This is a genomic window from Micromonospora fulviviridis, from assembly GCF_014648395.1.
GTDB lineage: Bacteria > Actinomycetota > Actinomycetes > Mycobacteriales > Micromonosporaceae > Micromonospora > Micromonospora fulviviridis.
Window position 1 is genome coordinate 1 of the sequence record NZ_BMRA01000014.1, and the last position, 12,356, is coordinate 12,356.

The 12,356-nt window shown below is 74.4% G+C and carries 10 protein-coding genes and 1 pseudogene; 4 read left to right on the forward strand and 7 right to left on the reverse strand.

Annotated elements, in window-relative coordinates; genetic code table 11:
• A pseudogene (locus IEY96_RS28645) lies at positions 1 to 302 on the reverse strand (hypothetical protein); the annotation flags it as partial.
• 301 nt (positions 303 to 603) lie between these two features.
• Complete coding sequence (locus IEY96_RS28650; protein WP_189197927.1) at positions 604 to 2,079, reverse strand: aminopeptidase P family protein; 1,476 nt, start codon at positions 2,077 to 2,079, stop codon at positions 604 to 606.
• A 111-nt stretch (positions 2,080 to 2,190) separates the two neighbouring features.
• On the opposite strand from IEY96_RS28650, the gene asnB reads away from it, so the two are divergent.
• On the forward strand, positions 2,191 to 4,152 hold the full coding sequence (gene asnB / locus IEY96_RS28655) for an asparagine synthase (glutamine-hydrolyzing) (protein WP_189197928.1): 1,962 nt from the start codon (positions 2,191 to 2,193) through the stop codon (positions 4,150 to 4,152).
• 60 nt (positions 4,153 to 4,212) lie between these two features.
• Here asnB and IEY96_RS28660 read toward each other — a convergent pair whose 3' ends face one another.
• Positions 4,213 to 5,328 carry a lytic polysaccharide monooxygenase auxiliary activity family 9 protein gene (locus IEY96_RS28660; protein ID WP_189197929.1) on the reverse strand — a complete coding sequence of 372 codons (1,116 nt, stop codon included), beginning with the start codon at positions 5,326 to 5,328 and terminating at the stop codon, positions 4,213 to 4,215.
• 332 nt (positions 5,329 to 5,660) lie between these two features.
• On the opposite strand from IEY96_RS28660, the gene IEY96_RS28665 reads away from it, so the two are divergent.
• Positions 5,661 to 6,590 carry a carbohydrate kinase family protein gene (locus IEY96_RS28665; protein WP_189197930.1) on the forward strand — a complete coding sequence of 310 codons (930 nt, stop codon included), beginning with the start codon at positions 5,661 to 5,663 and terminating at the stop codon, positions 6,588 to 6,590.
• 2 nt (positions 6,591 to 6,592) lie between these two features.
• Here IEY96_RS28665 and IEY96_RS28670 read toward each other — a convergent pair whose 3' ends face one another.
• Complete coding sequence (locus IEY96_RS28670; protein ID WP_189197931.1) at positions 6,593 to 7,813, reverse strand: multidrug effflux MFS transporter; 1,221 nt, start codon at positions 7,811 to 7,813, stop codon at positions 6,593 to 6,595.
• An 81-nt stretch (positions 7,814 to 7,894) separates the two neighbouring features.
• On the opposite strand from IEY96_RS28670, the gene IEY96_RS28675 reads away from it, so the two are divergent.
• Entirely contained in the window at positions 7,895 to 8,341 is a 447-nt protein-coding gene (locus IEY96_RS28675; protein ID WP_189197932.1) for a MarR family winged helix-turn-helix transcriptional regulator, read from the forward strand.
• Between the two features lie 15 nt (positions 8,342 to 8,356).
• Here the strand turns inward: IEY96_RS28675 and IEY96_RS28680 are convergent, their stop codons facing one another.
• Both IEY96_RS28680 and IEY96_RS28685 read right to left on the reverse strand, forming a co-directional pair.
• Positions 8,357 to 9,187, reverse strand: coding sequence for an MBL fold metallo-hydrolase (locus IEY96_RS28680; protein ID WP_189197933.1), 831 nt, complete (start codon positions 9,185 to 9,187; stop codon positions 8,357 to 8,359).
• Positions 9,184 to 9,588 (reverse strand): thioesterase family protein, encoded by a 405-nt coding sequence (locus tag IEY96_RS28685; RefSeq protein ID WP_189197934.1) that lies wholly within the window; start codon positions 9,586 to 9,588, stop codon positions 9,184 to 9,186. Before IEY96_RS28685 ends, IEY96_RS28680 begins: the two co-directional genes overlap by 4 nt.
• 147 nt (positions 9,589 to 9,735) lie before the next feature.
• Between IEY96_RS28685 and IEY96_RS28690 the strand changes: the two genes are divergently transcribed.
• Positions 9,736 to 10,848, forward strand: a complete 1,113-nt coding sequence (locus IEY96_RS28690) for a phosphatase PAP2 family protein (RefSeq protein WP_189197935.1) — start codon at positions 9,736 to 9,738, stop codon at positions 10,846 to 10,848.
• Between the two features lie 99 nt (positions 10,849 to 10,947).
• Here the strand turns inward: IEY96_RS28690 and IEY96_RS28695 are convergent, their stop codons facing one another.
• Positions 10,948 to 12,294: a PH domain-containing protein gene (locus tag IEY96_RS28695; RefSeq protein WP_189198014.1), complete on the reverse strand. Its 1,347-nt coding sequence runs from the start codon at positions 12,292 to 12,294 to the stop codon at positions 10,948 to 10,950.
• Positions 12,295 to 12,356: the final 62 nt, after the last annotated feature.

Genomic DNA, 12,356 nt, shown 5'->3' on the forward strand with positions numbered 1-12,356 from the left:
CCGTCCGGGTCCCACTCACCACGGTCCCGGCCCTCCTCACCCTTCTTGTCCTTGTCCTTGTCCTTGTGCTCCTCGTCGGCGCTCTTGCCGGAGTCGCTGGCGTTCTGGGGCGCCGCGTGATTCTCCGCGACCCGCTGCGGGTCGCCGGACTTGTCGTCGCGAGCGGCGAGGCCACCGAGGGCCGCCAGGCCGACGACGCCGGTCAGCCCGGCCACGCCGGTGGCGACCCAGAGTGCCCGCCGCCTGCTCGTCGGCGGGGGCGTCGGCGCCCCGCCGTCGGAAGTCGTTACGTCGTTGGACATCAGAGCCTTCCGCCCTTTCGGTTTCTACCAAAGGGGTCGCACCGGTCTCAGCCGCGCGACCAGCTACAAATCGGTTGCAGCCTCTGATCGCCACCGTATGAGAAGGATCCTCGCGACGCGGACGTATCCGAAGAAATCGCGCATTTGACTCACATTCGGCCCGCGCGGCGTGAGCGGGCCGTAGCGGCACCAGGAGGACCGTGAGCAGCGCAAACGACGACGGGCCCGGCGTCGGCGTCGTTACCGCGAGAAACCTCGCAGACGCCGGCGGCGGGCCCGCCGGGGGGTCGTGCCTGTCGGATCAGCCGGGCAGGCGGGGGCCGGCCTCGCGCTGCTCGGCCAGCCAGGTCTCCACCTCGTCCGAGCGGCGCGGCAGCCCGGCCGAGAGGTTCACCGAACCGTCGGCGGTGACCAGGATGTCGTCCTCGATCCGCACGCCGATGCCGCGCAGCTCCTCGGGGACCAGCTCGTCCTCCGGCTGGAAGTAGAGCCCCGGCTCGACGGTGAGCACGTAGCCCTCGCCGAGCGGCCCGTCGCGGTAGGTCTCCTTGCGGGCGTTGGCGCAGTCGTGCACGTCGATGCCGAGCATGTGGCTGGTGCCGTGCAGCGTCCAGCGGCGGTAGACCGTCGACGCCGGGTCCATCGCCTCGTCGACGCTCACCGGCAGCAGGCCGAGGTCCTTCAGCGCCTCGGCGAGCACCCGCATGGCGGTCAGGTGCACGTCGCGGAACGCCACGCCCGGCTTGATCACGTCGATGCCGGCCTGCTGGGCGGCGTAGACGGCGTCGTAGACCTGGCGCTGGAGCGGGGTGAACCGGCCGTCGACCGGGAGCACCCGGGTGACGTCGGCCGTGTAGAGGTTGCGGTTCTCCACGCCCATGTCCATGAGCAGCAGCTCGCCCGGGCGGGTCGCCCCGTGGTTGTGCACCCAGTGCAGGATCGTGGCGTGCTCGCCGGCGCCCACGATCGAGCCGTAGCCGACGTCGTTGCCGTCGTGCCGGGCGCGCAGCGCGAAGACCCCCTCCAGCAGCCGCTCGGAGACCGCGCGGTCGGCCGGGAGCGCCCGCGCCACGTCCTCGAAGCCGCGGACGGTGGCGTCGCACGCCTCCTGGAGCTGGGCGATCTCCCACTCGTCCTTGACCAGCTTCAGCTCCGAGATGGCGATGGCCAGCTCCCGGTCACGCCCCGGCTGCCCCTCGTCCCGCGCCCCGTCGTACGGCCGCACCGCCGCGTCCACCCGGGCGTCGAAGCCGCGCAGCACCCGGGTACGCCCCGGCGCCAGCTCGGCCAGCGCCGCGTCCAGCTCGGTCAGGTCGGCGGTGGGCAGGCCCAGCTCGGTCGACTTCTCCTTCAGCGTCGGCCGACGGCCCACCCACAGCTCGCCGTGGCGGCTGCGGAAGAACTCGTCGGTCGCCCGGGACGACCGGGGCCGCATGAACAGCGTGGCCTCGCCGCCCGGCCGGAGCACGAGCACGCTGTCCGGCTCCAGGTCGCCGGTCAGGTAGGCGAAGTCGCTGCCCGGCCGGAACCGGTGGTCGGTGTCGTTGGCGCGTACCTTCTCGGTGCCGGTCGGGATGACCAGCGTCTCTCCCGGGAACGCCTCGGCCAGCGCGGCCCGCCGCTTGGCGTGGTTGGGCACCTCCGGTCGGGGACCGACCGGCAGCTCCGTGTCCCGCCAGCCCTGCCGCATGAAGGACAGGAACGCCTCCGGGAAGTCCGGGTCGTGCGATTCGGTGCCGTCCGCCGGCTTGCCCTGCTGCGTCCGCTCCTCGGCCATGATCCGCCTCCTTGCGCCTCGTCGCTGGTCCAGACGGTACCGTGCGTGCGGGAGCGGGGAGTGCCTGCGGTGCCGCGACGGTGGCTTCCGGCGCGTGGAAAGATGGCCCCCATGTGCGGACTCCTGGCCTTTTTCAGCGCGCGCGGTGACGCCGCCGCTCACCGCGACCACATCGCCGGAGCACTGGAGTGCCTGCACCACCGCGGCCCGGACGAGACCGGGGTCGAGGTGGTCGGCGACGCCTCCGGCCGGTACGCGGACGGAGTGTTCGCGCACAAGCGGCTGGCGATCATCGACGTGGCGCTCAGCCACGAGCCGCTGCCCTACGCGAACGGCCGCTACCTGCTCACCTTCAACGGCGAGATCTACAACTACATCGAGCTGCGGGACGAGCTGATCCGCGACTACGGCGCCCAGTTCGCCACCAACGGCGACGGCGAGGTGATCGTCGCCGGCTACCACTACTGGGGTGAGCAGGTGCTCACCAAGCTGCGCGGCATGTTCGCCTTCGTGATCTGGGACCGGCAGGAGCGGCGGGCCTTCGGCGCGCGGGACTACTTCGGCATCAAGCCCCTGCACTACCTGGAGACCCAGGACGGGCTCTACCTGGCCTCCGAGAAGAAGGCGCTGCTGCCCTTCGCGCACTCGGCCTACCAGGGCGACGCGGGGATCGACACCGCCAACCTGAGCCACTACCTGACCCTCCAGTACGTGCCGGAGCCGGGCACCCTGCACCGGGGGATCAGCCGGATCGGGTCGGGGGAGTACCTGACCTGGACGCCGGGCGGCCGGATCGAGGTGCGCCGCTGGTACCGGCCGGTGTTCCGCCCGGCCCCGGTCTCCGACGAGCAGAAGCTCTACCACGAGATCCGGGAGACGCTGCGGGAGAGCGTCCGGATGCACATGCGTTCGGACGTGCCGGTCGGCTCGTTCCTCTCCAGCGGCATCGACTCCACCGCCGTGGTGGCCCTGGCCCGGGAGTTCAACCCGAACATCCTCACCTTCACCGTCGGCTACGACGTGCCGGGCTACTCCGAGATCGACGTGGCCCAGGACTCGGCGCGGCACCTCGACGTGACCACCATCCCGACGAAGATCGGGCCGCAGGACATGATCGAGGCGCTGCCGAAGATCGTCTGGCACCTGGACGACCCGGTCGCCGACCCGGCCCTGGTGCCGCTCTACTTCGTGGCGAAGAAGGCCGCCGAGCACGTCACCGTGGTGCTCTCCGGGGAGGGCGCGGACGAGTTCTTCGGCGGCTACACGATCTACCGGGAGCCGCTGTCGCTCAACGCGGTGAACAGCCTGCCGGGCGGCGTGCAGAAGGGCCTGCGGGCGGTCTCCAAGGCCATCCCGCAGGGCGTGAAGGGCAAGAGCTTCCTGGAGCGGGGCACCACCCCGATCGAGGAGCGCTACTACGGCAACGCCCGGATGTTCACCGAGGAGGAGAAGCAGCACCTGCTGCGCCGCTACGACCCCTCGGTGCGCTACACCGACGTCACCTCGCCCATCTACGCCGAGTGCACCGAGCTGGACGACGTCACCAAGATGCAGTACGTCGACCTCTACACCTGGCTGCGCGGCGACATCCTGGTCAAGGCCGACCGGATCTCGATGGCGCACTCGCTGGAGGTCCGGGTGCCCTTCCTGGACCGCGAGGTGTTCAACGTGGCGGCCGGGATCCCGGTCGACCTGAAGCTGCCGCCCCGCTCCGAGGCCACCAAGTACGCCATGCGCCAGGCGTTGCAGGGCGTGGTGCCGCCGGCCATCGTCAACCGCAAGAAGCTGGGCTTCCCGACCCCGACCCGGGTCTGGCTGCGCGGCGAGATGTACGAGTGGGCCCGGCACGTGCTGGCCACCTCCGGCGCGGGCGACCTCATCGACCTGTCGTACGCGATGCGGCTGCTGGACGAGCACAAGCGGGAGGAGGCGGACCACTCCCGCAAGGTGTGGACCGTGCTGATCTTCTGCATCTGGCACGCCATCTTCGTGGCGAAGACCCTCGACCCGGGCATCCAGCGCAACCAGTCGGCCCTGCTCACCAAGCCGGTGGTCGGCAGCATGGTCCGCTGACGCGGGTGTGTGGACAGGGCCCCCGGGGACGTGCCCCCGGGGGCCCTGCTCAGTTCCGGGTCACCGGCCGGTGCAGGTGACCGTGGGCAGGGTGTTGGTGCCGGAGACGTTCGCCGTGAAGCCGAACGTGGTGGTGCCCTCCGGCGCGACGCTGCCGTTCCAGGCGGCGTTGGTGACCGTCACCGCCGCCCCGCTGGTGCTCGCCGTGCCGTTCCAGAGCTGGGTGATGGTCTGGCCGCCGGGCCACGTCCAGTTCGCCGTCCAGCCGCTGTAGGTGCGGGTGCTGTGGTTCATGATCATGACCTCGCCCTGGAAGCCGCCCTGCCACGCGCTGACCACCTTGTAGACCGCCATGCAGGCGCCGGACGGCATGGTCGGGGTCGGTGTCGGGCTCGGCGCGGTCGGGGTGGGCGTCGGGCTGGTCGGCGTCGGCGTGGGCGTCGTGGGGGTCGGTGACGGCGTGCCGCCGGAGCCGATCCCGGTCACCTCGCCGTTGCCGCCGTCGAAGGTCACGTCGGAGCAGCCGAAGAAGTTCTCCTGGCTGTCCGAGCGGACCCAGCGGGAGTAGATGATGTGCCGGCCGCTCTTGTTGGCCGGCAGGGTGCCGTTGAAGTAGTAGTGCCCGTCGTTCGTGCCGGGCGAGCCGACCGCCGGCGGGTTGGTGACCGTCAGGAACGGCTGCTCCTCCAGGTCGCTCCAGGCCAGCGGCCGGGTCGGGCTCCAACTGTCCTTGGTCACGTAGAAGTAGAAGGTGCCCGGGTGGTGGGCCCAGTTGCTGTAGCGGAACTCCATCGACCGCCCGGCCGTCAGGTGGGTGACCGGCCAGTCGGTGCGGGCCAGGTCGTAGCCGCCGAAGTTCGGGTTGCCGCCACTGCACAGCTTCCCGTCCGGAATGAACCCGACGGTCCGGCCGCCGGCGTCCGAGCGGAGCACGCTGAACCAGTTGTAGAGCGAGTTCGTGCCGCTCTGGGCGACCGCCGCCGCGCAGGCGGGGTTGTTGGGTCTGATCTCCCCGGTGGCGGTGAGGCCGTCCTTCCAGCACAGGTAGGTCCGGGCGCCCGGTGTCATGGCCGCGCCGTGCGCGGCGGCCGGGTCGGAGCCGGTGACCAGGGCGAACGCGCCCAGGGCCAGGGTGGCGGCCGCGGTGAGCAGCGCGGCCGTACGGGATCGGTGCACGGGATCTCCTGACTCGCGGGGCGCGACCCGCACGGGCCGCCCCGCTGCGACGAGCGGATGCGACGATCGCGGTGCCACGCCCGGCGGTCGGAGTGCGGCCGGGGCCGTCGGGGACGCGCACCGCCTGCGGTCCGTGCCACGGACCGGTGAGTGCCCTCGCGTCGGCTCGACCCGGCGGCCGGCGGCGCGGCAGCCCCCGCGCCCTCCCGGCACGCGCCATCCCATCACGTCCGGGCATCCCGCGCAATAGCCACCCGTCGATGCGGGAGTCTCGTCGCGCCGGCCCCCGCCATACGCCAGGATCAGGGGTACGACGGACGGAGGGAGCCAGGATGGGCTACGCGGTGGTGCTCGGCGAGGCACTGGTCGACCTGCTCGACGCCGAGCACGACGGGGAACCCGTCTACCGGCAGGCGATCGGCGGGGGGCCGCTCAACGTGGCCGTGGCGGTGGCCCGGCTCGGCGGTGACGTCCAGTTCGTCGGGTCGCTCGGCGACGACGCGCTCGCCGCGCGGATCCGCGCCTTCCTGGGCGCCGCCGGCGTGGGGCTGGACGGGGCGGTCACGGTGCCGGCCCCGACCGCGCTGGCCGTGGCCACCTTCGCCGGCCCCGAGCCGGACTTCCGCTTCTACGGCGAGCCCCGCTCGTACGCCCTGCTCACCGCCGACGACCTGGACGTCGCCCTGGTCGAGGGCGCGCAGGTGCTCTACTGCGGATCGATCGTGCTGCTCGACCCGCCGGTGCTGGCCGCCGCCCGCCGGGCCTGGTCGATCGCCGGGGCGCTGCGGGTGTTCGACCCGAACGTGCGACCCAGCCTGCTCACCGGCCCCGGCGCGCTGGACGACCTGCGCGCGGTGGTCGCCGAGTTCGCCGCGAGCGCCCACCTGGTCAAGCTGAGCGCCGCGGACGCGCGCCAGCTCTACCCGCACGAGCCGGTCGAGGGCGTCGCCGCGTACCTGCGGGAACTGGGCGCGGGGACCGTGGTGGTCACCCTCGGCGCGGACGGCGCCCTGGTCGCCGCCGCCGACGACGTGGTACGCGTCCCCGCGCCGAAGGTCGACGCCGTGGACGCCACCGGCGCGGGCGACTCGGTGATGGGCGCGCTCATCGCCGACCTGCTGCACGCCGGCGAGCCGACCGACCCGACCGGCTGGCGGGACCGGGTGGCCTTCGCCCTGCGGGTGGCCGGCCTGGTCTGCGAGTCACCCGGTGGGGCCACCGCCATGCCCACCCGGGAGGCGGTGGCCGACCGCTTCCGGTGAGGTCAGCGCGGGCGGGTGAGGGTGAGCACGGCGGTGAGGGAGAGGGCGGCGGCCGCGGACAGCACGACGGCCATCGGCACGGCGCTGCCCTCGCCGCCCAGGCCGACCAGGGGCGCGGCGAGCGCGCCGACCACCGACTGGACGCCGCCCAGCAGCGCCGCGGCCGTGCCGGCGTGCCGGGCGTGCGTGTCCAGCGCCAGCGCCGTGCTGTTCGGCGTCACCATGCCCAGCGAGCCGACGAAGGCGAACAGCGTCACCGCGACCACGGCGAGGCTGCCGGCGAGCGCCCCGGTGAGCACGCCGGCCGCGGCCACCATGCCGACCACGAGCGCGGTGACCAGCAGCCGGCGCGGGTTGAACCGGTCGAGCAGGCGGGCGTTCGCCTGCCCGGTGGCCACCAGTGCGAGAGCGTTGAGCCCGAAGACCAGGCTGAACGCCACCGCGGAGACGCCGAAGACGTCCTGGAACACGAAGGACGACCCGGAGATGTACGCGAACAGCCCGGCGAAGGCGAAGCCCTGGGTCAGCGCGTACCCGAGGTAGACCCGGTCGGCGACCAGCGACCGCATGGTCCGTGCGGTGGCGCCCAGGCCGCCGGTGCTGCGGCGCTCGGCCGGCAGCGTCTCCGGCAGGCGCCGGGCGACCGCGACGGTGAGCAGCAGCCCGATGGCGGCCAGGGCCAGGAAGACCGCCCGCCAGTCACCGAAGCGCAGCACCAGGCTGCCCACGCTCGGCGCGGCCACCGGCGCGACTCCGAAGACCAGGGTGAGCCGGGAGAAGTACTTCGCGGCCTCGCGGCCGGAGTAGAGGTCGCGGACCACGGCCCGGGCGACCACCACCCCCATGCCGCCGGCCAGGCCCTGGGCGAACCGCGCGGCGGCCAGCATCGGCGCGCTCGGCGCCGCGGCGCAGGCGAGCGCGAGCAGGGTGTACGCGACGACGCCGACCAGCACGGGGCGCCGCCGCCCCCACCGGTCGCTGAGCGGGCCGGTGACGAACTGGCCGACGGCGAGGCCGATCAGGCAGGTGGTGAGGGAGAGCTGGATGCCGGCCTGGTCGGCGCCGAGGTCGCGGGCCATCGCCGGGAACGCCGGGAGGTACATGTCCAGCGAGAGCGGACCGATCGCGGTGAGCGTGCCGAGCAGCACCAGCAGCGTCGCGCCACCCGTCGCCGCGGGCGGGTGGACGGTCGGGCGCGCGGCGGTCCGCACGGTCTGGCTCACGAGGTTCCCCCTGAGGTCGGTGATCTCCGGGTAACCTTAGCTCTGCACTCAGAACTATTGCGATGTGAAGAAGGTGACTCCGTGGCGAGTGAAGAACCCGTCGCGCGGTTCGGCGCCGTCGTGGGGGAGCTGCACCGGCTGCTGCGCCGCAGGACCGTCGCCCGGGCCGACCGGGACGCCCTGCCCGAGGCGCAGGTGGAGCTGCTGCACCTGGTCCGCGCCGAGCCGGGGATCAGCGGCAAGGAGGTCGCGCGGCGGCTGGGCACCGCACCGAACACGGTCAGCACCCTGGTCCGCGACCTCACCGACGCCGGGCTGCTGGCCCGCGACCGCGACCCGGGCGATCGCCGGGTCGCGCGGCTCACCCTCACCGACGCCGCCCGCACCCGGATGGCCGACTACGCGGCCCACCGCAGCGCACTGCTCACCGAGGCCCTGGCCACCCTCGACCCGCCGGCCCGCGACGCGATCCTCGCCGCCGCCCCGCACCTCGACGCCCTCCTCGCCGCCCTGCGCGGCCGCCCCTGACCCGCGCCCGGGCCGTCAGGCGGCGCCGTCGAGCTCGGCGTAGCCGCGGCGGGCCGCGATGAGGCCGGGCCGGGCGCCGAACGGCGACTCGGCGGCCACCCGCTCGGGCGGGGCGCTGCCGGTGTGGCCGGCCCGGATGAGCCAGGCCTGCTGGGCGAGCTGGGCGTGCTGGGCCCGGACGAACTCCACGTCGACCGGCTCGCCGTGCCCCGGCACCACCACCGTGGCCGGCGTGGTCAACCGGAGCAGCGCGGCCACCGCGTCCGGCCACTGCACCGGGTACGACTCCTCGAAGGCCGGCGGCCCGCTCTGCTCCACCAGGTCGCCGGCGACCAGCACGTCCGCGTCCGGCACGTGCACCACGAGGTCGGCGTCGGTGTGCCCGTGCCCGGGGTGGTGCAGCACCACCCGCCGGCCGCCCACGTCGAGCACCGCCTCGCCCTGCACCGGGTGGGTCGGGGCCAGCAGCTCCGTCCGGGCCAGCTCGGCGGCGAGCGCCGGCTGCTCCGTACGCATCTCCTCGGCCGCGGCCCGGCGCAGCTCGTCGGGGTGGTCGCGGAGCACCGCCGCGGCCTGGGCGTGCGCGTACACCGGGCGGGGCGGGTCGGCGGCCAGCGTGGCGTTCCCGAAGCAGTGGTCGAAGTGGTGGTGGGTGTTGACGATCGTCCACGGATGCGGGGTGACCGCCCGAGCCGCCTCGGCCAGCTCCCGGGCCTGCCCGGCGGTGGAGAGGGTGTCCACCAGCAGCGCCGCGCCGTCGCCCACCACCAGCGTCACGTTGACGTGCAGCAGCGGGTCGCGCAGCACGTGCACGCGGTCGGCGATCTCGACGAACCGGGCGGTCATGACGCCCGCGCGGCGCGCTCGACGAAGCGCTGCCGGTCGACCAGCGCCCGCTCGACCCGCCCGGTGGCCACGACCTCGTTCCCGTCGGTCACGATCACCTCGAAGGTCAGCCGCCGGCCGTCGACCTTGACCAGCTCGGCCCGGGCGGCCACGGTGCGCCCGACCGGGGTGGCGGCGCGGTGCTCCAGCTCGACCCGGGTGCCGACGGTCGTCGACACGGACGGAAGGCGGCTCGCGGTGGCCGCCACGGTCGCCGCCTCGGCCAGCGCCAGCACCCGCGGCGTGCCGAGCACGGGCACGTCTCCCGAGCCCACCGCCTGCGCGGTGTCCGTGTCGGTGACGGTCAGCTCGACCCGGGCGGTCAGGCCCGGGGCGAGGGGCGGCTCCGGCTGCTCCTGCATGGGCCGAGCCTAGTGCAGCGGCCCCGGGCCCGGGCGGCGTCCGGACCGCCGTCCCGGCCCTCCGGTGCCCGGACCCGGGGGCGACCTGCCCCGGCGGCGGGCGGTCGGCGTCGGCGGCCCCGTCGCCCGCCGTTAACCTTGTCCGCGATGGCCGTGCTGACTGATCCCCCGCCCCCCGCCCCCGCCGGACCGACCGCGTCCCCCGACGGCGGGCGCCGTCGCGTGGTGGCGATGGCGATCTGGGGGATCGCCTTCGTGGCCGCCTGGCTCGCCATCGGCCTGCCGACCGACCCGGCGTACGCCTTCCTCTGGATCTGGGCCGGCACCATCGCCTGGCACTCGTCCCGCCCGTGGCGCAGCCACCTGCGCTTCGCCCGGGACTGGATCCCGGTCGTGCTGCTGCTGGCCGCGTACAACCTGTCCCGGGGCTTCGCCGACAACGGGGCGACGCCGCACGCCATGGAGCTGATCGTCGCCGACCGGTTCCTGACCGGCTGGGCCACCGGCGGCGAGGTGCCCACGATCTGGCTCCAGGAGCACCTCTACCGGCCCGACCAGGTGCACTGGTGGGACGTGGCGGTGAGCTGGATCTACTTCTCGCACTTCGTGGCGACGCTCGCCGCCGCCGCGGTGCTCTGGCTGCGCGACCGCGCGCGCTGGGGCGCGTACATGCGGCGGTGGGGCTTCCTCTGCGCGGCCGGGCTGGCCACCTACTTCATCTACCCGGCCGCCCCGCCGTGGTGGGCGGCCCAGAACGGGCTGCTCGGCGACGTGGCGCGGATCTCCACCCGGGGGTGGAAGGAGATCGGCATGCACGGCGCGGGCAACCTGCTCAACGCCGGGCAGATCGCCTCCAACCCGGTGGCCGCCATGCCGTCGCTGCACACCGCGTTCGCCCTGTTCGTGGTCCTGTTCTTCCTGCGCGCGACCCGGAAGCGCTGGTGGCCGCTGCTGCTGGCCTACCCGCTGGCCATGACCTTCACGCTGATCTACAGCGGCGAGCACTACCTGATCGACGTGCTGGTCGGCTGGGCGTACGTCGGGCTGACCTTCCTGGTCGTGGGGCTGGCCGAGCGGTGGTGGGCGGCCCGCGGGGCCCGCCGCGCCGCGCTCGCCCCGGCCGGGGAGGCGACCGCCGCCGAGCCGACCCGGGCGGTCGACCCGGCCGATCCCGCGCCCGCAGGCCCGGCCACGCCCGCCGGCGGCCCGGCCGATCCCGCGCCCGCCACCGACCCGGCCACGGTGCCGGCCGAGCGCTGACCGCCCGGTCGCTCGGCCCGGCTGCACGCTGACTGTCCCGTCGCTCAGCCCGGCTGTACGCGCCGGCCGAGCGCTGACCGCCCGGTTGCTCGGTCCGGGTCAGCCCGGCCGGCCGCGGTCGGTCCGCCGGGCGGCGTGCGCCCGCGCGGTCAGCTCCGCCGCCAGCTCCCACGCCTCGGCCAGGTCCCGGTCCGGCGCCGCCGCGCCCGAACCGCCGGCCGTGTCCGCGTGCACGGTGGCCAGCCGCAACCGCCGCTGCGCCGGCCCCTGGGTCACCCGCACGCTCTGGATCCGGGCGTACGGCACCAGCGTCAACCGGCGGGTGAGCAGCCCGGACCGGGCCACGAAGACGCGCTCGTCCAGGCCGGTGCCGACCCTCGCCCGGCTCAGCGGGCGCAGCCAGCGGGCCCGCCGGGGCGGCGGCGTGTCGGGCAGCGCCGCCAGCCGTACGCCGGGAAGCACCTCCGCGACGACCAGCTCGCCGGTGGGCGCGTCGCCGACCGGCAGCAGCCGGTCCGGGCGGTTCCGGTCGTCCGGCTCGGCGGCGGAGTAGCCGGCCACCTCCAGCCGCAGGCGCAGCCAGCCCTTCATCCGCCAGAGGAGCGGCCAGGTCACCCCGACGGTCTGCACCCGGTGCAGCGGCACGGTCTGCACCCTGGTCTCCAGCAGCCCGTTGCGTACCCGCAGCGTGTCGCCGTCCCGGTCCAGCCGGAAGCTCCAGTCGTCGAGCACCCGGCGCACGGGTTGCAGCACCACGCCTGCCATGGCGGTCAGCGTGCTGGCCACCGCGATGAACGACCAGGACCCCTCGGAGACGAACTGCGCCACCACGAACGCCAGGCCGAACGGGAGCAGGAACGCCTGCGGGGTGAGTAGTTGGCTGACCAGCAGGTCCTGGTTGCGGACGCTGTGCAGCCGGCGCCCGGCCGGGACCGGCGCGGGCGGTGCGCCGGCGGCGGGCGGGGCGGCCTCGGGGACGCCGCCGGTCACGGGGGCGCGGCCGGCCACGGCGAGCAGCCGGTGCCGCAGCGCGGTCGCCTCGGCCACGCTCAGGTACGCCAGCGGCGCCTCGGTCTTGCCCCCGCCGACCACCTCCAGCCGCAGCTCGGCCAGCCCGGTGAGCTGCGCGAGCAGCGGGCGGACCACCTCCACCGCCTGCAACCGCTCCAGCGGGATGGCCCGGGTGCGCCGCCAGAGCAGCCCCTCGTGCACCCGCAGCTCACGGCCCACCACGTGGTAGCCGGTGTTCCACCAGCTGACCACCGAGAGCACGGTGGCGCCGAGGACGAAGACCGCGACCAGCACGGCGAACCAGCCGAAGCCGACCCGGGACAGCGTCGACCAGGAGAGCCCGGCGATCACCACGACCAGCGACTTCGCGCCGTGCAGCGCGGGGCTCAGCGGGTGCAGCCGCCGCCGCGGCTCCTCACCGGCCGGCGCGGGCACTCCCGGCCCGCCCGGGCCGGGCGGTCCCCAGGGACCGGGTCCGGCCGGTGCGGGATGTCCCG